28 protein-coding genes are annotated in these 18899 nt (G+C 61.1%); 1 reads left to right on the plus strand and 27 read right to left on the minus strand.

The annotated features are described in order from the left end of the window. Positions 1–10: 10 nt before the first annotated feature. The 27 genes from P3T17_RS06150 to P3T17_RS06280 form a co-directional block, all read right to left on the minus strand. Positions 11–733 (minus strand): hypothetical protein, encoded by a 723-nt coding sequence (locus P3T17_RS06150; protein ID WP_429405343.1) that lies wholly within the window; start codon positions 731–733, stop codon positions 11–13. After that, positions 730–2181 (minus strand): packaged DNA stabilization protein, encoded by a 1452-nt coding sequence (locus P3T17_RS06155; RefSeq protein ID WP_429405345.1) that lies wholly within the window; start codon positions 2179–2181, stop codon positions 730–732. Before P3T17_RS06155 ends, P3T17_RS06150 begins: the two co-directional genes overlap by 4 nt. A 3-nt stretch (positions 2182–2184) precedes the next feature. Further along, positions 2185–2520, minus strand: coding sequence for a hypothetical protein (locus P3T17_RS06160; protein WP_429405347.1), 336 nt, complete (start codon positions 2518–2520; stop codon positions 2185–2187). 3 nt (positions 2521–2523) lie between these two features. Further along, the gene (locus P3T17_RS06165) at positions 2524–3153 is read right to left on the minus strand and encodes a hypothetical protein (RefSeq protein ID WP_429405348.1); all 630 of its coding nucleotides are present in this window, start codon (positions 3151–3153) and stop codon (positions 2524–2526) included. An 8-nt stretch (positions 3154–3161) separates the two neighbouring features. Next, on the minus strand, positions 3162–3659 hold the full coding sequence (locus tag P3T17_RS06170) for a packaged DNA stabilization gp4 family protein (RefSeq protein WP_429405350.1): 498 nt from the start codon (positions 3657–3659) through the stop codon (positions 3162–3164). Positions 3660–3686: 27 nt separating this feature from the next. Next, positions 3687–4052 carry a hypothetical protein gene (locus tag P3T17_RS06175; protein WP_429405352.1) on the minus strand — a complete coding sequence of 122 codons (366 nt, stop codon included), beginning with the start codon at positions 4050–4052 and terminating at the stop codon, positions 3687–3689. A gap of 73 nt (positions 4053–4125) precedes the next feature. After that, positions 4126–4767 (minus strand): hypothetical protein, encoded by a 642-nt coding sequence (locus tag P3T17_RS06180; RefSeq protein WP_429405354.1) that lies wholly within the window; start codon positions 4765–4767, stop codon positions 4126–4128. Positions 4768–4797: 30 nt separating this feature from the next. Beyond that, positions 4798–6048 carry a P22 phage major capsid protein family protein gene (locus P3T17_RS06185; RefSeq protein ID WP_429405356.1) on the minus strand — a complete coding sequence of 417 codons (1251 nt, stop codon included), beginning with the start codon at positions 6046–6048 and terminating at the stop codon, positions 4798–4800. Positions 6049–6091: 43 nt separating this feature from the next. Beyond that, positions 6092–7033: a hypothetical protein gene (locus P3T17_RS06190; RefSeq protein ID WP_429405358.1), complete on the minus strand. Its 942-nt coding sequence runs from the start codon at positions 7031–7033 to the stop codon at positions 6092–6094. 112 nt (positions 7034–7145) lie between these two features. Continuing rightward, a complete protein-coding gene (locus P3T17_RS06195) occupies positions 7146–9305 on the minus strand; it encodes a portal protein (RefSeq protein ID WP_429405360.1) in 2160 nt (719 codons plus the stop codon). Further along, entirely contained in the window at positions 9305–9724 is a 420-nt protein-coding gene (locus tag P3T17_RS06200) for a hypothetical protein (protein WP_429405362.1), read from the minus strand. The genes P3T17_RS06195 and P3T17_RS06200 overlap by 1 nt, the downstream gene beginning before the upstream one ends. Continuing rightward, positions 9724–11205 (minus strand): terminase large subunit domain-containing protein, encoded by a 1482-nt coding sequence (locus tag P3T17_RS06205; RefSeq protein WP_429405364.1) that lies wholly within the window; start codon positions 11203–11205, stop codon positions 9724–9726. The genes P3T17_RS06200 and P3T17_RS06205 overlap by 1 nt, the downstream gene beginning before the upstream one ends. Beyond that, positions 11135–11779 (minus strand): helix-turn-helix domain-containing protein, encoded by a 645-nt coding sequence (locus P3T17_RS06210; protein ID WP_429405366.1) that lies wholly within the window; start codon positions 11777–11779, stop codon positions 11135–11137. The genes P3T17_RS06205 and P3T17_RS06210 overlap by 71 nt, the downstream gene beginning before the upstream one ends. 1 nt (position 11780) lies before the next feature. Then, entirely contained in the window at positions 11781–11996 is a 216-nt protein-coding gene (locus tag P3T17_RS06215) for a hypothetical protein (protein ID WP_429405368.1), read from the minus strand. A 41-nt stretch (positions 11997–12037) separates the two neighbouring features. Then, the gene (locus P3T17_RS06220; RefSeq protein WP_429405370.1) at positions 12038–12829 is read right to left on the minus strand and encodes a hypothetical protein; all 792 of its coding nucleotides are present in this window, start codon (positions 12827–12829) and stop codon (positions 12038–12040) included. A gap of 32 nt (positions 12830–12861) precedes the next feature. Beyond that, positions 12862–13482, minus strand: a complete 621-nt coding sequence (locus P3T17_RS06225; protein WP_429405372.1) for a DUF2829 domain-containing protein — start codon at positions 13480–13482, stop codon at positions 12862–12864. Beyond that, complete coding sequence (locus P3T17_RS06230; RefSeq protein WP_429405374.1) at positions 13479–13997, minus strand: phage protein NinX family protein; 519 nt, start codon at positions 13995–13997, stop codon at positions 13479–13481. Before P3T17_RS06230 ends, P3T17_RS06225 begins: the two co-directional genes overlap by 4 nt. After that, complete coding sequence (locus tag P3T17_RS06235) at positions 13994–14305, minus strand: hypothetical protein (RefSeq protein WP_429405376.1); 312 nt, start codon at positions 14303–14305, stop codon at positions 13994–13996. Before P3T17_RS06235 ends, P3T17_RS06230 begins: the two co-directional genes overlap by 4 nt. Continuing rightward, positions 14302–14730 carry a hypothetical protein gene (locus P3T17_RS06240; protein WP_429405378.1) on the minus strand — a complete coding sequence of 143 codons (429 nt, stop codon included), beginning with the start codon at positions 14728–14730 and terminating at the stop codon, positions 14302–14304. Before P3T17_RS06240 ends, P3T17_RS06235 begins: the two co-directional genes overlap by 4 nt. Next, entirely contained in the window at positions 14727–15389 is a 663-nt protein-coding gene (locus tag P3T17_RS06245; protein WP_429405380.1) for a hypothetical protein, read from the minus strand. Before P3T17_RS06245 ends, P3T17_RS06240 begins: the two co-directional genes overlap by 4 nt. Positions 15390–15402: 13 nt before the next feature. Next, positions 15403–16581 (minus strand): hypothetical protein, encoded by a 1179-nt coding sequence (locus tag P3T17_RS06250; RefSeq protein ID WP_429405382.1) that lies wholly within the window; start codon positions 16579–16581, stop codon positions 15403–15405. 9 nt (positions 16582–16590) lie between these two features. Further along, positions 16591–16758 (minus strand): hypothetical protein, encoded by a 168-nt coding sequence (locus P3T17_RS06255; protein ID WP_429405384.1) that lies wholly within the window; start codon positions 16756–16758, stop codon positions 16591–16593. Further along, on the minus strand, positions 16746–17018 hold the full coding sequence (locus P3T17_RS06260; RefSeq protein WP_429405386.1) for a hypothetical protein: 273 nt from the start codon (positions 17016–17018) through the stop codon (positions 16746–16748). Before P3T17_RS06260 ends, P3T17_RS06255 begins: the two co-directional genes overlap by 13 nt. Beyond that, complete coding sequence (locus P3T17_RS06265; protein ID WP_429405388.1) at positions 17015–17275, minus strand: hypothetical protein; 261 nt, start codon at positions 17273–17275, stop codon at positions 17015–17017. Before P3T17_RS06265 ends, P3T17_RS06260 begins: the two co-directional genes overlap by 4 nt. Continuing rightward, positions 17275–17505, minus strand: coding sequence for a hypothetical protein (locus tag P3T17_RS06270; RefSeq protein ID WP_429405391.1), 231 nt, complete (start codon positions 17503–17505; stop codon positions 17275–17277). Before P3T17_RS06270 ends, P3T17_RS06265 begins: the two co-directional genes overlap by 1 nt. Before the next feature lie 233 nt (positions 17506–17738). Then, positions 17739–18014, minus strand: coding sequence for a DNA-binding protein (locus tag P3T17_RS06275; protein ID WP_429405393.1), 276 nt, complete (start codon positions 18012–18014; stop codon positions 17739–17741). Positions 18015–18076: 62 nt separating this feature from the next. Continuing rightward, positions 18077–18319 carry a hypothetical protein gene (locus P3T17_RS06280; protein WP_429405395.1) on the minus strand — a complete coding sequence of 81 codons (243 nt, stop codon included), beginning with the start codon at positions 18317–18319 and terminating at the stop codon, positions 18077–18079. A 121-nt stretch (positions 18320–18440) separates the two neighbouring features. Between P3T17_RS06280 and P3T17_RS06285 the strand changes: the two genes are divergently transcribed. Then, positions 18441–18836: a helix-turn-helix domain-containing protein gene (locus tag P3T17_RS06285; protein ID WP_429405397.1), complete on the plus strand. Its 396-nt coding sequence runs from the start codon at positions 18441–18443 to the stop codon at positions 18834–18836. Positions 18837–18899: the final 63 nt, after the last annotated feature.

Below are 18899 nucleotides of genomic sequence, written 5' to 3' on the forward strand. Positions count from 1 at the left end.
CTGCTCTCCGTTAGACCGGCCGCGCCGAGATATACCCGTCGGCGCTCAATGTTGAAATATTGAATGTCGCCTGTGCCACCAGAAAAACGGTGGCCGCGTTCGCGAGCGTGATGCGTGTCGCGGGCGCCAGTAGCGTAATCGCGCCAGCACCGCTAACGGCGAGCTGCTGTTCCTGATAGGTCGACGGATTGCCGAGCGTCGCGCTCGCGGAAGCGACGCCGGCGAGGATCTGCTCGAGGACCGTCGTCGACGCGGAATTGAAAACCACGGTACCGCTGACATCCCATGTGCCGGCCGGCAGAGGCAGGCTCGCAACGTTCGCAACGACGCCCGAGGTCAGTGCCGTACCGGTGGTGTCGGCCTGCAGGAATGCCGCAACAGGCGAGATCTGTTTGTATGCCCCTGGTGCCTGTGCGACGAATCCCGAAATCTCCATCAGTGCGCGAATCGCATTGTTGGATCGCGGCGGTATATGCACCGCGGAGCTGCCTACCATCCGGGCCACAACGGAAGCGACGTCGCGCTGCGGAAGAGCCACCTGCCCGTTCAGTTGAACGGCCAGGAACTGGGTAGCGGCCGCACCGCCCGAATTGTTGATCGCATCCGGCAGCGTGACCGTAATGTCCTGGATCATCGACTCGAGACGACGCACCGCCGACTGGTTCTGGCCGAACGCCTCGGCCAGTTCCTTCCGGTTCGCCGGCACCGTCTTGAGCGTAATCGTCTGGGTCACTGGAGCTTCTCTGCGCCGAACTCGAGCGCCGCGAACGAGATCGGCGACGCGTTGTAGCCGGCAAATCGGAACGCCCGGAAATTGCGGAAGAAATTCTTCGGCCGCCACTGAGCGCGCTTCTTCGTAACGCCGGCCGTTCCCATATTGATGAAGCGCGGCGCGCTGTAGGTCATGCCGTCGTTCGAGTACTGCATCGACATTGTCGGGTTAGCGCCGAGCGCAGCGCGGCCATATGTGCCAATCAGTTCGATTGTCTCCACTGCGACGCCATTGCCGCTGTTGTAGGCAAAGATCGAATCGAACTGCCACCGCGTATCGTTACCGAACTGTTGGGCTGTCGTTGGATCCAGATAACCGATCATCGCGCTCGTTTTGTCGCCGTACAGAAATTTGCCGTAGCAATAGACAGGATGCCAGCCGCGCCACGAGCCGGTGCTGTCCGAACTCGAGTCGAGCTGGAACCAGATCGCCTCGCCGCTCATCTGCGATCCGGCGACGTCATATACAAAGGTGTAGTCAGCCAGATGCAGGTAAATGTATTGCGAGGTCTTTTCCGCGCGATATTCGAGCGTGCACCCGGCAAGCTGTGTCTCGGTGTATGTGCCGAGGATCGTCTCGACTTCGCGCGAGGCAATCTTGGTTGCGATGCCGAGCCCGACTGAAAGCCACACGCTCGGTGCTTCCTCGTTGTCACCGCCAACGAAAGCGAAACCCTGGCTCGTCATGCAGTGCGCGGACGGTCCGATAATTCCCTTCGGGATCGTCGCGCCTTCGTTTTCCACGAACGGGAAGCCAGTGCCGCCCTCGTTGTCCATTACCGCGATTGTGTAGCGATTTCCCAGATAGAGCTCATTGCGGAATCGGAATAGCGCGTTGAGCGGATCCGGCGAGTTCGAGTCGCTCCCAAACTCCTGAGTGTTGATCGTGAACTGATTGGCCAGATTCGTCACATAGCAGGACGTCCCGTCGGTCAGCACGAAATAGCCGGCCATCCAGACGATATCGATCGGAGAACCGACGCTGGGGTCCGTGCACTGCTGAAGCGTCGGCGTCCCCTGCGCGCTTCCCGAAGGCGTCTGGGCGGTGTAGAAATAAAGCCCCTTCGCGCAGACAATCCCGATGCCCTGATTCGTATAGCCGTAGCTCATTCGAACAGGATTGCCGTCGTCAGGCAGCTGTCCGAGCACGGTGATCTTGCCGGTCGAACTGATCGAAACGAAGTTCGTCCCGATCACGCGATAGCATGTCTGCTCCCAGTTGATCGCGCCGCGATCGGTGCCCGTGAGCGTAACGGTGCCGTCGTCAAAGCGCGTCAGGCCCTCCGCCGACCGGAGAAACAGCTTGCTGACGCCAGTATCCTTGATGACCGGCACGAGGTTGTGCGGGTACGACGTCCGGAATTCGGCGCCGATGTCCGTATACGTGCCGTTGAGGAGCGGAACCTGCATGCGTCAGGCCGCTGCGCTCTGGTAACCGTCGCCGGGCGTCACATATACCGTTCCGGTGTTTGCGCCGGTCGTGATCAACGAAATCGCGCCATGACCGTCGGCCTTCGTGAAAACCTCGGACGAGTCGGGCCCGATCGGATAATCGCCGAGCGTAGTGCCGGCAGCCGCCACGGCCGCCGTGCCGGGACTCGGAGAGGTGCGCACGAATACCGGAAAGGCATTCGGATTCAAAACGCGGACCTGTTTCGAGTTCAGGTTGATCTGGATAGTCGTCTGCACATCGCTGACCGTGACGGCTTCCGTTTGCTCGAAGGCGGGTGAAAACGGCTGGTTGAGCATGGATCAGGCTCCGTCTAGCGGCCGAACGATGAACTGAACGGCTGAAATTGAAAGGGTCGTTGCCTGATCCGCGCTCGCGACGAGCTGGATCAGGTCGCCGGCATTGATCTGGCCGCCAACGTTATTCGGGTTCTGCAGGATGCCGGCGAAGTGATAGCAGTCAGCGACGCCAGTGCCCGTCTTGATAACCTGAAGCGGCGATGTGTAAATGCCGCCGCCGCCGCCCGGACCGGTCTGCAGGCCGAGCGCGAGCACGCGCGGCGACGGCAGTGAGCCGTCGATCGCCACCCACACCTCGAGCGCCTTGATCGCGCGAGTCGCCTGCATCACGCCGGTAACCACGTTCAGATCAACCGACTGGCCACCGAGCGGAAGTACCGTATTGCCGTTCGCGTCATATGGAGCAACAACAACCGGCTGCGCGGTCAGCGCCAGATTCTCGGCCTGCGTGCGCACCAGCGAATAGATCGACGACGCATTGAAAAGCCCGTTCGGCATCACCAGGTTCGCGAGCACGAGATCGACGAGGTCCGAGATTGACGCCTTGCGCGGCTGCCCCGCGCGTTGATACCAGACGGCGAACTGGTCGGATGTCGATAGTCGCCGTGCCGGTGAAAGCTCGTTGATGTTCATTGACTGGCCTAGGTGATATCCGGAAACGGATTTCCGCTCGGTTCGAGGATCGCGTCGTGCGTCGTCGTGACGCGCTCGACCGGCGCGAAATAGGTCTGGTTCTTCACATTGCGGCGGTTGCCGGTACCGATCGGCATCTGCCGCGGATACTGCATTTGCGGGATCTCGTAATTGCCAATTAGCAATATGTTGTACCCGGCGCGAGCCGCGATCCGGGTATCGATCGAAACCTGCTTGGGAATCGTCGGCGCAATACGCAGCGCCAGATTCGTAATGAAAGGATCCTCGGCCCAGTCCGGAATGCAGGCCTCGTCGTTCGCGTTGCTCTCACGAACCGATGCCGGGAGGTTGTAGCCGATGCGGATGCCAAGCGCATCCCACTCTGCAGCCATCCGGTCCAGCCGGTGCAATCCCGTCGTGAGTTCCTCGGGCTGAAGGTCGAACACGTATTCAGCGAGGCCCAGCTCGGCATACGCTGCGTGAATCAGCTCGAGTTTCTTCGTCATAGGGATCCCCAGTTACCGCGATGCCTGTTACTTCTCAGCCTTCTTTCCAGCGCCCTTTGCCGACGCCTCGGCGGCGATGCGCTCGCGCTCGAGGCGGGCGCCTTCCTCGAAAGCGGCGCGCAGCTGCTCGTCGCGCTCACGTTGCGCAGCTTCTTCACGTGCGGCCCTGATACCGCGCTCTTTTGCGGATTCGAGCTCGGCCTCTTCCGCGGCTGCCCGCTTCGTGCCGCCGGTCTCCCACTCCTTTACGTCGGTGGGCGTGCGATGCCAGCCGTCAGCGAGGTAATCGTCAATCTCGTACTCGTCGACGACGACCGTATCGACCTTCACGCCATGGATGAGATGCTTCGTGCCTTTCCGGTACAGCATCGTCGCGTTGCGCAGTCCCTGCATTTCTATCTCCGATCAATCGGGCGCCCCGGAGGGCGCCCGTCTGGCTCATTGCGTCAGATTTATCGCTTCAGGCTTACCGCGGCACGAAGCTCATCGTGGGGAGCACGCTATACGTGACCGTCACGATGTCGCCTGCGGAGACCGGAACCACGCCGGCCGTTTCACCCATCGCGATTGCCGCCGGCGTGCCACGCTTAAGCGTCACGGCGGAGACGGTGCCACCGCTCAGAACAACGGTGCCGGCTGCCTGCGCGGTGTAGGCGAATGGCGACGCGCCGACAGTAATTGCAGCAATTGCGCCCGACGCGCCCCATGCAGCGCTGTTGCCGCCGTCGATGACCTGCCACTGCGTGCCGTCCGACTGCAACTCGACGAGGCTGTTCTGCGCCGTCAGCGAGATCGATGCGACACCCTCGATCAACGATCCATCGACCGTGACGAGCTGCACCGAGTTGCCGGCCGCGTACGTCGCGTCGATGCGCTTGACGCGCTTGCGCTGCCCGCGGGCCGCCGAGGCGGCCGGCAAAACGAGCTGCACGTTCTGGCTGGACGCGTCGACTTCGATCAGGACATCGTTGTTCTGCACGCTGTACGGCGATGGATTCGCATCGTTCGCCGCGGCGACGAGCTGCGTTACAGGGTCGGTCGAGTAGCCACCGCCCGCTGCGGGCCCGGTGTCCGAACCACCGTAGGCCCAAGACTGATTGACTTTCACGTTCGTTCCTTTTGGCCAGAGGCCGATGGCTTACTGGTTAAAGAGCTCGACGCCGCACATCTCGGTATTGAGCACCGCCACGCCGAAGAAGACGTCAGCCCGATACTTGGTCTTCAGGGTATCGATGCTCGCGAACTTCGACAGCATGATTTCGATGCCCTGCTCGGTCGTCGCACGCAGCACCTGGACACCTGCATCCGTCGGCATCGCGAAACGGCCCGGCAGCAGCTCGACCGCGTCTTTCTTCCAGTGCGGATTCAGCGCGGACGGAGCGATGTTCAGCCAGGTGATCGCCGCGCCATTCGCCGGCGTCGCGCTCACGTTCTGGTAGCACAGCTCGGCATTCGAACCGCCCTGACCGCTGATGAACGGCGGCGTGATCTGCAAATGTGTACCGTCGACCACCGAGATCACCCGGAAGGTCTTCGGCTGCCCGGAGTCCTGTTTCGTGATGTGGTGAACCGAATCGACGCCTGCGACCTGGAAGCAATCGCCGGCCAGAACGCCCGCGGTCGCGCTTACCTGAATCGTCTGGAAGCGGTTATCGACGTTGGTCACTTCGCCGCCCGGCGCTGCGGTCGTGGCTTGAGGCACGTAATACTGGTTCGCTGCGCCGATCGTGATCGCGCCGCCGGCCGCCGCGAGAATGCGCGGAGCGTAGTCCATCTTGTACACGCCGAAGTTCGCCACTTCGCCGATATACGCCTTGTCGTACGCAGTCTCAGGACGGCCCTGCATGGTCTGACGCGCCGCCAGGTTGCTCGCCATCGAGTTGTAGTCGCGCGATGAGTAGGCGGCGAAACGATCTTCCATGCTCACGCCCTGCTCGTTGTAGACCGCATCGATCGCAGCGACGTCATCGAAGCCCGACGCGGCCGCAGTGCGCTGCACGACGAGCGAACCAAGCCCCGTCACTGCAGAGTTGACCGCGACGTTGATGTCGGAAGCCAGTTTCTGCTTTGCCGATTGGCCGAGACGACCTTCCTGCAGCGCATCGCGCAGCTCGAGCGCGGTCATCGCCCACGGAACCGATCGCGGATTGTTGATCGCTGCGGGCACGGACAGCTGCGTCTGGGAATTGAAATTACCAGTCATGTCGATACCGCTATACGACTGGGCGATGTACGGCATCGGGCGCCAGATGATGTTCATCGAGCGTTCCATCTGCTGCTGGTCACTCGTGTACACGTTGACCAGGCGCGATAGCACCAGTGCGTCCTCGAAACCTTCGAGGATCTGCTCGAACGCTACCCGCTCTTCCTTCGAAAATGCGTTGCTCATTGCAACAGCTCCCATGTGAATTGACAGGGAGCAGCGGCGACGTCTACCTGCGCGATTGCGCCTGTTTCAACTGCCGTTTGTACGAATGGACCTTCGAATAATCACCGGTCCGTTCCGCCTCGGCCCGCAGCTGCTCGAGTTTCTTCTCGCCACCGCCAACCGCCGGAGCGCCAGACGATGACTCAACGCGCCCTTCGGGCGCCGGTTTCGCGTTCGTGTTGCGGGAGGTCACTTTCAGATCCTTCTCAAGTTTTGCTGCCGCAAATGCGAACCGCACGGGATTCTTGATGGCGGCCAGTTCGCGCAGCTTCGTGGGGTAACGTCCCAGGGTGTAGATGAAAGCCGCCGGCTTGTCCGCGCCGAGTAGCAGAATGCCCTGCTGGTCCGGCGTGAGCGCGGCAATCACATCGCTCTCCACTTCCTGAAAATCCTTGCGCTTCAGCGACGACGCTTCCGTCTTATAGGTCACGAGACGTTCGTCTCGCTCCCGTTGGCGCGCCTCTTCGGCCTTCCGCTGATCGTCCTGCGCGGCATCGACCTTGCGCTTGTCCTCGTACCATTTGGACAGCGCCTCATCGTATTTGCCTTCGTCATAGTCGAAGTTCTCGAGCTTCGGCTTCGCGCCGAGCGTCGGAACAGCGGGGGCCTGCGGTTGCTTCTGCTGCAATTGCGCTTCCAGCTCACGGATCCGTCGCCGGTCTTCCGTGTTCTGTTTGCGCAGATCCTTTACCCACTGCGGTGCTGCTGCATCTTCCTGGCTACCTGAGGCAGGCGGGGCCTCGTCGCCGAACTGAAATTCGAACTCGTCTTCGCCCGCGCCTTCGGTGGGTGCGCCTTCGCTACCGGTTTCAGGGGTAGTGGTTTGCGCGCCGCTCGCAGCGTCGTCAGTTTCGGGCGTCTCCGGCGTTGCCGTTGAGCCCTCATCTAACTCGGGGTTGTCCGGGTTTTCCGAACCCAGGTTCGTCGTATCTGCCGTTTCGTCCATAAATCACCGTGGTATCTCGCAGCTAGGCGCTACGGGGGCCGTTCGCGTACATTTCTAATCGTTAGCGATGCGAAACTCAAGAAACGAATTCGCGCATCGCGCCCATGCTTAACTATTGCGATGTCGCTGCCATTGAGGGCGATGCGGGCATCGGTTGCGCAGCAGCAGGAGCCATCGTCGATGCTGCCGTCGCATCCTCGCTGGTCTGAGAGATCAGTGACTGCAGGATCTGGAATGCGCCCATCAGATCGTCGCGGCGCGCATTGGCCAGCTTGGCGATTGCATCCGCCCTGCTGTTCGCCGCGTCCGCATATTTCGCGACCGTCTCGGCGTGCGTCTTCGCGGCGCCAGCATTCTTTTCGGCGGTGGCGGCCATCGTGAGCTGGGTCTGTGCGTCGGGCGGCTGGTTAGCCTGCGCCTGCTGCTGCGCCTGCAGCTTCTGTTTCTCGGCCTCGGACGGCTGAACGACACCCATCGTGACCAGGCGCATGCGCAGGAATTCCTGCAGGTCGTCGAGCCCTTCGCCGTCCATGTTGGCCAGAATCAGAGAGATTACGATCGACGCGAGCTGCGGATCCTGAATGAACTGCAGCATGCCAACGAGCGATCGCACCGTAGCGTCGCGCGCGCTCTTGAATGCCGGGCCCGTGTCGACGTTGACGAGGTACTTCCCTTTGGTGGGATCGTTCACCACCTGCCCGACGCCATCGACCATCTTGACATCCTTCAGCTTGGCCATCGAACGCGTATCGTCTTTCCCGATCACGTTGACCGGCCGCTGTTCCTCGTCGTAGATCTCCCGAGCCATGTCGAGCCACACCTCGCCGACGCGCTGTTTCGTCTTGCAGAAGTTGTCCATATAGATGAACGCCTGCATGTCTACCTTATTCTGGATACGCTCGACCAGTGCGTCGGAGACGTTCGACATCATCTTCTCGCCGGCTTCCTGATTGCCGGTCACCTCCTGAATCGACGCGGCGATCACCTCGATCAGAGACGCGAGCGCCGGCGGCACCGAAGGCGGTTTCGTAAAGCCGATTGGCCCCGCCGGCATGAGATTGCCCTGAATATCCGTGATCGGATTGATCAGCAGATATGGGTTGTTTTTGATGTTGTCTTCGGCCCAGGTCACCTGGTGGCCAGCAATCTGCTCCGGCGTGAAAATCGGTTTCTCGCGCGGCGACTCGGATGCAAGCATGGCCAGGAACGACACCAACATGTTGAAGAGCCGCGCCGAGTCTTTACCCAGGCGGATGTGGCTCATGATCCGCTCCTGGTTGTCGATATAGGCGCGCTTGCCGTAGAACGGCACGACCGGGATATTGCGTCCTGCGATATACCCTTCATCCTCGAGCACGCGGCCGCCGTCGTGCACCCACTTGTGCACCTTGCGCTCTTTCACCGTACGGACACGGATCTCCTTATAGCCCTGCGCCTCCATGTCTTCGCGGGTCTTATCGTCGAGCTTGTCCTCGTCGATTTTCACGTCGCGTTTGTTCTGGTTCAGCAGCCGAAACACGTGCACGCGCTTCTTCTTTTCCTCGACCTTGTAATACTCGGCGATGTAAATGACGTCCGGTGTGAACCAGTCGAACTCGGTCATGTGCTGAACCTTGCGGAACGTGCGCGCACCCGATCCCTCCATGTTGAACGGGTCAAACTTGTCGTCCGTTTGCCCGTATTTATCGTGGTACTCATCACGCGCCATCGACTGGATCACCCAGCAGCGCTTGGCGTCGGACTTGTCGTATTTCTTTGCACCCAGGTCGAAGAACACCGACGAATCGGCGTCATAGATCGGCTCGAAAATGATTTTCTGGGTGTCGTCGTCTTCGTCGTAGGGGTCGGTATAGACGTTGCGGAGCCGGAGCGCACCCATTCCTCCAGCGACGCCCTCTTCGAAACAGTTGTCGTCGGCCTCCTGACCACCGCCATCGCGCTCGTCGGCGCGGTATTTACCCTGCAGGAAACTGGCGGTCTCGTGGTCGGCATCGCCGTCGCACGGCAGAAACTGCACCGACACGCGGTTGTTCCGGTACTCATTGAAGATGCGCACGCACGACATATGCAGCTTGTTGACCTCGAAGCGCGGCTTATTGTCGAACTGCAGCTTGAGCGCGTCCTCCCACATTGCCCCGTCGACGAACACGAACCGACGGTCCTGCAGGCATTTGAGCCGCACTTCCTGCTGGCTCTTGTAGGCCATATCGAAGTGGAGCGTCGACTCCTCAATCAGGTCCGCGTCCCGCTCTGCCTTGGTCTTTGCCATCATCAAGCCTTTATCGGGCAGCTCGCCCTCAATCTGTCGTAGTGGTCGCGCATCGAGATCTGCACCAGCGTCTGCACGATCTCGTGCTCGAGGCCGATTGTCTTTACGCCCCGCGGAACGCCCTGCTCGGCCAGCTCGGCGATGGGCGCCAGGAGTATATGGACGATTTCGTGGCATGCATACCGCGCCAGAACCATCGGGCCCAGCGGCAATATCCCGCTGTAATCCCTAGTCAGTTGCACCACCGCGTGCCGCGCATCATCGTCGTAATAAACGTTCGCAGCCGAGTCCTCGGCATCCTCAGCCCAACGCACGTAAATTAGCCAACGTAGATCGACGCCGAAATGACTCGCCCATTCCTTTACGAACCATTCGAATATCGCGAGATGGTCGTCCTCCAGACGCTCTTTGAAGCTACCCATCATCGGTTCCAGTGATTGACCGTTGGCACGATCCCATGCGGGTTCGCGACGTCGATCTTTGGTTTGTTGATTACGGCAAGCCGCCGCATCATGTAGGCGTATCGCGACGCGCTGATCAGGTCATCACGCTGTTTCACGATCCGGCCGTTCTCGTCGCGGTGATAGAGCCGCTTCTCCTCGAACCATTCGTTCAGGTGCGAGAAAACCTTCCAGCGGCCGTTGAGCATGCGCTCCTGCATCTCCCACACACCCGCCTCGACGCTGTTGCCACCATCCGGCCACGTCGCGTGCGTGGGCAGCATCTTGAATCCGGCTGACGCGTATTGCTTCTTCAGTTCCTCGCCGCCGCCCTTCTCGTGCTGCAGCCCGTCATGCGGCCACGCATAGGGAATGTCGCGGGCCCAGCCCTGCACGGCGATGCGAGCCTGCGATGCATCCTTGTGCGAAGCTCGCCAGGCGTGCGTGATGTAGAACACATCGGCATCTTTATCGAACGCCGTCTGCACGTGCGCCTGAGGGTGATCCCAACCAAAGTCGAGGCCGTTCAGCACGAACCACGTCTCCGGAATCTTGAACGGATCGATCTTGATCGCATCGTCGGACGCAGTGAAGATCAGGCCTGAGCCGACGGCCGGAATACCCTTCGAGCGCATCTCGCGCTGATGCGGCGGGTACGCTGCGAGGATCTGGGCCTTTGCCTCTTCGCTCAAGTGCGGCGCATCGTCCCACGTCACGTTCAGCAGATACTGGCCCGGCTGCCGATCCTCCATGAACTGCGATACAAGTGGCGTCATGCCGTTTTCCGGCGTGAACGTCATCGCAACCAGACCGCCGCGGTTGTCGTCGCCAGTCAGCGAGCGCGTCAGGCACTGCGGGTATATCGCCTGATCACGAGGTTCCTCGTCGATCCAGATGTAATCGATCGAATCGCCCATCAGCACGTGCTGACCCTGCTCGTACGCCTTGAGCGACAGCGTCGACCAGCCGCCACTCACGTGCTGAACCTTGATGTCCTTGATCAGGTTCTTCGTCTGCGGCGAGCGAATGAATTCGCCGATGCACGACGCCGGCACCGTGCCCTTCCCATCCGGACGATCGCCGTCAAAGTCGCCGAACAGCTTGCGCTGGATGACGTCCCGAATCTGCTCACCTGAAACGCCCAGCGCCCAAGCGCGAATTGGCCGCCTGAACCGGTAGCCGGTCCACCATTCGGGATAGCGTCCAGTCAGGTGATAGGCCAGCTCGTAAGCCGCGAGCTCAGTCTTACCAACGCGGTTCGCCGCCATGAGCAGCCGCTGCCGGTTCTCAGCCCCGGCCGCGATGAACTGCAGCTGCCATTCGTATGGAGTGAAGTAGTTAAGCTTGTTCTTTGCACGCCGCTCGGCCTTCTCGAGCAGCGCCGTCGCGAGTTCAGCCTTGGCCCGAAGAATTGAATCTGAGGGCTGCGCTGCGCTCTGCGATGAGCTGGTCGAGCTGTTCATCCGTGTAGTTCTCAATGCGCGCCGCTTCCTGGGCACGCTTGTTGATATCTTCGACAGCTTCCTTGTTCGCGCGCAGCAGGTTCACCCCGATCTCGCTCGCGTCGTTAGCCATCTTGGTGAGCGCCGAGATCCCCTTGAGCGCCATCACGCTCTGGGCGTTAAGCGGATCAGCGTCGTCGATCTGCTCCGCCTGCGCGTTCGCAATGCCGGACAAACGATGCGCCGTTGCCGCGCCGTACCTCGCTGCCGCCGCGAGATGAACGCTGACCGCAGTCAACTCGGCCGCCAGATCGAGCACAATCTGCTGCCGCGCGAGCGGCAATGCGGATATATCCGCGGAGATACGGCGAGCGTTAGAATCAGCATCGGCCTTTTCCTTTGCCAATTCCTTCAAAGACTTAGGCGCGGACTCGCCTGCGGACTTTGCGGACTTATCCGGGTTAATCCTGCGGCGAATCGCCGATTCGTCGATGCCAAACTCTTTCGCGAGTGCACGCACCTTCTCGCCGCCGACAAGATGCCTGCGCTCGATCTCTATCCACTGCTCATCGGTGAGTGCCGATTTTCTGCCCACACTAGAACCCTCGCGCGAGCATCCGGTAAGCGCCGCGCAAGGCCACGGCGAGACACAGAAGCGTCCAGATGACCATCGCGACCAACATGAGGCCCTCCGGATGATCGAAAAACAGTCCATGCAGGATCAGGCCGGCGACGATAATGACGCCTATACCCAACAGGTAAAACAACGCGCCGAGCAAAATCAGCCCGACCAGATTTGATAGTGAGTTCATGAGCAGCTCCGGTAAGCCGCGGCGAAGGCCGCGGCGTTGGCCTATCCGAAAATCGCCGCGAGCGTGTCCAGCTCGCGATGAAGATGCGAGACGTCCGGCTCGTTGTACGACCAGAGAAACTTGCGAATGCGCGCGATCGCGAGGCGGCCTTTCTCAGCATCCTGGCCAGTAATGGTCAGAACGTTCGGGTTGACCGATCCGCTAGAAAGGGACGCGGTAGCGTTGGCTCCCTCGGTGCCGGCCGTGAGCGATGCAACGCCGGCATAGGATTGCTGCCCTGCGGCGGCATAGTCGTCCGCATGCAACACACCGGCGTTTGGGTCTTCACCACCCGAAGATTCCGCAGCGCGGGCAGCTGAATCCAAATCCGAATTCGACGAGATCGACGTCGCATACCCCGCAGATCCCGCGCCAACGTTTCCCGCATCACCACTCGTCAGCGTCGCATCGGTATCCGCCGACATGTTCGATGTGTCGATCGAACCAGTGGGTTGCGGCTGGCCGTTTCCCAAGTCACCACCAAGCGCCGAATCGCTCGCTTGGCTCGTCGGGATCGATGACGCCACATCCGAATTCAGCGCAGTGCCGGCGCCATCCTCCGCATATGCCGCACCGCTGATCGCGTTTCCCTCGTCGACTGCCTCACCGGCCTGACCGGAACCAGACTGGCTCGCCGTCGAGGAGGCGCTCGACGAATCCGCCCCGGCTGTACCGTTTCCCTGCTGGCTCGCAGCCTGCTGCAGGGTCTGCATCGCGCCCTCGTTTCGCTGGATCGCGTCAGCGATCTCGTCAATAAGCTGCGCGTTGTTTCCGCTTCCTTGAACTTCACTCACGATGATCTCCGTTGGGTTTGTACTGCGTGGAGTTACTCGAGGACTATCCAGTCCTCGGCCAAACAATCATTCACGCTAGGGACCCACGTGCTGACGGTCTCGTCGACGCCCTTGAGCGCGAGATACGCGTTGTATGGAACTAGCGAACCCTCGCCAAAGTGAGCCTTAGCCGCACCGGTCTGCACCGGATACGACGCAGCGGGCACCAAATAGACAAACATCCCTTTGCCATTCCATCCCTGGCGAGCGACGCGAGCGCCGTCCTTGAGACAAATAAGCGCCGCGCTGAAGCTAACTCCGCCGCCCGCCGGATGTTCCGAAGCTTCGTTGGTTGAAGCACCGACCAGATTCCCCTCGGACTTAAGCGATGCCGCGACCTGCTTTTCCAAATGCTCAGTCTTCGCCGCTTGGCCCCTCTGGTAGGGCATCCATTCAGCGTATCCGCCGTCTACTGGTTTTCCGTCGCCCTCCTGAAGCAAGGGCACACTCGGCCGCGGATGAAGCCGGCCAAACGCGTCGAAAACGCTCAAGTTAAGGACGGTGTCCGAATGAACGTGCACGATAATGGCGGCGAGTGCCTCGCCGCCGTGCGCAACCTGGTCTTCCTTATGCGGAGTGAAAAGCACGACGCGGCCGCGGGTTGGTTTAATCACGATTGCTCCTTGGTGGATACAGCGGAATAGGCGGAAGGTCGGCAAAGCTCTTTCCACCGTTGAAAGCTCGCAAAGGCCTGCTCGTCATTCATCATTGAGATGCCGAGCTGCTCATAGACAGGATCCGGCTCGCGCGCGACCGGCTCGCGATCGACGTTCAGCGAGCCCTCGGCAATTGCTTCGGCGACCCGCAGGCGACAGATGGCGACGCGAGGCGATGCGTCGACGAATTGGCCATGGAACTGCGAGTTCTGCTGCGCTTCGGCGAGCCAAACCCATTGATGGGTGGCATCGTTGTAGCGGTCGAGGCGCGGATACTGGGTATATCGCCGGCGGTGCGCGATCGCCGCCGCGAGAAGCCAATTTTCGGTAGGCTGGTAAAACTGATGGCCGTCCGGATAGACGTCGATGCGGCAATAGCGTAGGCCGTGAAGACCGCACAGTTCAGCAATATGGCCTTCGGCGCGCGCCGTCCAGTAATCGAGATCCGCACCCGCCAGCTGCTCGATGTTCATTTGTCACCTCGCAAATCCCATTCGGCGTCGCCGCTTTCGAGAAAATCACGCAACGTTTTGCGGTTCTCGTCAGCGCGGCAGACACATCGCCGGTATTCGGTATCAATCCATTTCGACGCAGGCCCCTCAATCTGTCCGCGGTATTCATCCTTGATGAACGCATCCGCCTCGAGCAGACCGCCCGGCGCGCGACGAATCGCGACGCAGTTCGTCACAATCGGCATGAGCGTGGTTTCGTAGCTGAGTCGGGAACCGCCGCGCCCATACGGCCGCGTTACCGCCACCGGGATTTGAACGGTCAGAATCAAGCGGCCTCCGGCGTCGGCAGGCCCATCTTTCGCGCGCGCACCGGCAGCCAGAGCGCCAGCGCGGCATCAAACACCAGCACCTTCTCGTCACGCGGTGCCGGTCCAAAGTCGAGCCACTGGTGGCAGGCTGCACATCCGGGCACCGTGAATTCGTGCTTCGCTTTCAGCGCTCCGCCCTTCCCGTGCTTAGATTGATTCGAGTGGCAGTCGACCACCGACGGATGAGCCCAGCCAACGCTGCAGCACACGCCAGGAACGCGCAGATAGCACTCCTCGCCGCGGCATGCGTCGATAAAGCGCGAGCCCTCGGCCACGGTCGGCCGCTTGCGGCGCGACCTGATCGGGCCCGCGCGCTTGAGCGTCGACGTGCGCACAAGCGTTGCGTAGGTCTTTCCGGGCTTCCGGACGAATCCGCTGTTCTTCATGCGCTCACCTGCTGCGGAGAGGTCATCAGGCCGGCGAACGGATTGATATCGCCACTGCGAATGCGCTGCCGCTCGCGATAGGATCGGCATGCATCCTTTGCGGACTTGCGCGCCGGCCGCGGCGCGTCGGGACCCGCACCAAGAACCCAAAGTTTCGCGAATCCGCCGCCATTCACGCGGCGATAGTCGCCAACGCGAATGCGCTTGCCGTGCTGATGCTTGATCGCTGACCGAACCCCACACACCGTCACGCCGAGCTCGGACGCAAGGCAGTTCATCGACTCCATGCGACCGCCGGCGAGCAAGCGCTCGATGCCACGAAAAATTGTGGAATAGCCATAGCCCTTGCGCGACGGCTTCGAGCCCGAAATACCAAGGCGCTGCGCCTCGCTCTTCGCCATCACGTATGTGCGGTCCGGCAATAGCCGTGCGACGGCCGCCTTGATCGAGTCGTCCGACCGGTAGATGCGCCGCAGGATCAACCGCTCGCGGTCAGACCATGGCTTTACCCGAAAAGTGATTTCGAGAACGCTTGCCCGCTTGCGCGCGCCGTTATATGTGCGGCCCGGCAAGCGGTGCATCTCGTCGAGCAGCACGTGCCTGCGCTTCGAAATTTCGAGCAGGATCGCGTCTTCGAGTTCGTCCCAACGTTTGCCCATTACGCGTCTCCCCTCACGATGCGTAGTCGTCCACCGGCATCAGCGCGTCACCAAACGTCGTGCGCGCGAACTGGTAGAGGTCGACTGCGTTGAATCGCTGGGCGTCCGCCAGCACGAATTCGATGGCCCGCGACTCGCGCGAAGCCTTCGCCACCAGCACGCGGTAGTACCGCCAGTCCTCGTCTGCCTTGCGCGCACGCACCTCGAGCTCGGCACCTCGCGCATCGACGCTATCCGGATTCCGGTACCACTCGCCCGGCTCGCCGACGGCCGAAGCGTTTTGCGGCGCCAGCGCCTGGTCGATGAACTTCGAGACGAACCCGAAAAAAGTCGGCCGGTCGTCGCCATCGCGATCACGGGCGCCGACGGCAGACGCGTGCGCCAGCTGCAGTCGCTCGGGCGTGACGCCCTTGCCGATCCACGTCAGCACATGCACCCGGTCACGGCTTCGATCGATGGCCAGCACCTTGCCGCGCTTTTGCTCAAGCTCAACCAGCAGATCCGTGAGGTCGCGCTCGGGGTCCGGCTTTTCGTTTTTCGAATTGGCAGCAGCAGCGGCAGGCGAGTTATCCACAGCGTCGCTCGCGCGCGTTGCTGCTGTAATCTCTGATGTATTCACCCATTCGTTAACGACCTGGGAACTTCCCTCTCCGCGAACGAGGCTTTGACCTGTTCGCGACGCGGACTTTTCCTGGTTCGCGGGATCGGGTTTTCCCATTTCGGGAGATGGACTTTTCCCAGTTCCCGAAATGGACTTTTCCGGTTTCCCGAAATGGACTTTTCCCATTTCGGGAGATGGACTTTTCCCATGCGGTTGAGCGGCCTTTTTCGATTTCGCGGCGCCAGCTTTCCGGCGCTTCTTTGCGACCGGCCCCGCCTCGATCAGACGCTCGAGCGCGTCCTCGTCGATGCGGAAATAGATCTTGTGCTCGATGCGCCGCGAGGTCTCGACCAGCACGCCGCAGGCACGCAAAGCCGTGCGCGCGGCCCTCTGCTCCTCGTAGGAGAGACCGGTCTCGTGCTGAAGCTCTTCGGATGTCTTATGCACGCCGAGCTCGCTGAAGGCCTTGTCCTGCCAGTAGAACAGCTGGCAAAAGAGGACACAGGCGTTGACGCCGCCAAGGTAGCGGCTCAGATATGGGTAATACGCGATCGGCCGGCCGAGTTCGCGCAGGACGTCTGCAATTCGCAAGCGATGGCCTCAGTGGTCGCACGGCAGTTCGCCGTTTTCATTCTTCACGGCGCCGCAGGAACCGCACACGGCCGGTTCAGGTTCCGGTTGCGGCTCCGGCGTGCGCGGCGCCAGCTCAGCGGCCTGCGTCATTGCGTTGAGGCTGCCTATGGGCAGCAGCAGCGTCAGACCGAGCATTGGCGATCTCCGAGGTTGACGCGGTAGTTCAGACGCTTGCCGGGCGTTGGAACGCGCGTGACGTGGCCATCCAGCTCGAGCTCTTTCAGGAAGTTGCGCACGGCGCTATCGCTCATCCCCGTCTGGTACGAGACGTCGAGGATCGTTACGTGCGCTTCGCCGGTCTTCAGGTTCGCCTGGCGGGCAACGTAGCAAAGCACCAGCTTCTTGAGGCCCTGCATGTGCAGCGGCCAGACGAAGTTTTCGTGGTAGAGGCTCATATCGGCAGCCCCCCGTGCTCGCGAGCAAGAGATTCGGCTTCCCGCTGGTCGACGAGCCTCAGTTCAATACTCTCCGGGTGAGCATGCGTCACGAGCACCGGCGCGCTGTTGCCCATGTACGTCCCCAGTGCGTGAAAGTCGGCGATCGTGATCTCAGCGCGGCCGCCGAGCTTCATCACCAGCACCGCGCAAAGCTTGTGCATGAACTCGTCGTCCATCAGCTGCGTGACGGGATGGTTCGGGTTGAGTTTCGGCATTACTCAAGCCTCCAAACGCGGACGCCGCCGGACTGCTCGCGGGTCGTGAACTTCCAGCCTTTCTTGCGACCGAACTGCCCGGCGGCTCGCCGGATAAACGGCACGTTCCGACCGGGCTTGACCGGGATGAAAACGCAATCGCCGGGCTCCATCAGCCCGAACGGATGCCACGCAGACGATGCTCTTGGGGGGGGTGGCGCAATGCCCTTCTCGATCTTGAATTCGCTCATGGCGACCGCCGGACCCAGTGCGACACAAACCCGCGCGCCCAGGAAAATGTGTAAAAGAACGACAGCATGAAAATCCCCCACTGATGGGCGTGCCACGTCGTGTAAAACCAGAAGGGCTGCGCCGCCAGCCCGAGCAGACACGCGAAACGGCGACGACTGTCGCGCGGATCCTGAGACAGGAAAACTGCCGCGACCCCAAAAAGACCTATGGCAAGCTGGGCGAGCATCAACGGCTACCGCACACCGCACTCGCCAGCGCCCTGCCGCGCACACTCGCACGCGGCGCCGACCTTGCAAAGCGTTGAAATCGCATCGAGGTAAGGACGACTAACGAGCGCAAAGCCCGCGACGTCGATTGCCTTGTCGATCTCGGCGATCAGCACGCCACGCTGGCCGCTCAGAAAGCGGCTGACCTCGGATGCATCCCAGCCCAGCTGCTCCGCCACGCGTTTTCGATCGGGTCCCGTCAGGACGTCCCGCAATGTCTGTTCGATATTCGGCTTAGCCATATCGGCAACTCCCTTCAATTTCCATTGAGTGCCTTTGCTGCAGGGCACAAATAAAGTTCAGTTCAAGCAGCGCTCGCCGTCTCAGCGGTCGCAGTCCGATAGAAAAAAGCCAGCAGATCGGCTTGCGTCACGGGCCACGCGAACGCCTCACAGGCGCCAGCAAGGCTCTTCATCAAGGCCTGCTTAGGCGTCTTGCGGCGCGTCACCAGGTGAATCTCGATGTACCGGCGCGAGGTCCCTGCGAGCGCAGCGAACCGCTCGCGCTCGGTCGGGGACAGGGCTTGATACAAAGACTTGAAGTCCATCGGCGGCGTCACTCGTTAGATTGTTCCCGTCAATCATATACCGGGTAGGTTTATGAATGCAACCTCAAATACACCTGTCAGAGGCATTTACCCGTTCGGTATATACCCATCTAATGGCGGCATGGATATCTGGCAAATTCGATTGATCAACTTCCGCCGGCTTCGTGATCGCGAAGACGTGCTCACGTCCGCTGAACTCGCGCGGCGCATCGGGATGTCTCCCCAGCTATTACAGGCTTACATGGGGAAGAGCCCGACCAAGCGCATTGGAGATGAAACGGTCAAGAAAGCGATGGATGCCTTCGGGCTGCCCGCCATCTGGTTCGATACGCTTCATGACGGCGACGGGCAGCCAGTTCCGGCGAATGCCTCGCAAATCGTCAGCTGGCCGTTTGCTACCGAGCGCGCGCGGTTCGAAGCGCTTCCGCTCGAGGAAAAGGAGAGAATCGGTCGCTTCGTGCGCGACACCGTCGAAGCATGGGAGGCCAAACAGACCCGAGCCGGCGAAACGCCTTAACAATTCGTCGCGCTCCCGCGACAGACCCGACGGGGCCCGCGCAACGCGGGCTTTATTTTTCTC

It is taken from the genome of Paraburkholderia sp. GAS82, assembly GCF_050436285.1.
GTDB lineage: Bacteria > Pseudomonadota > Gammaproteobacteria > Burkholderiales > Burkholderiaceae > Paraburkholderia > Paraburkholderia phenazinium_B.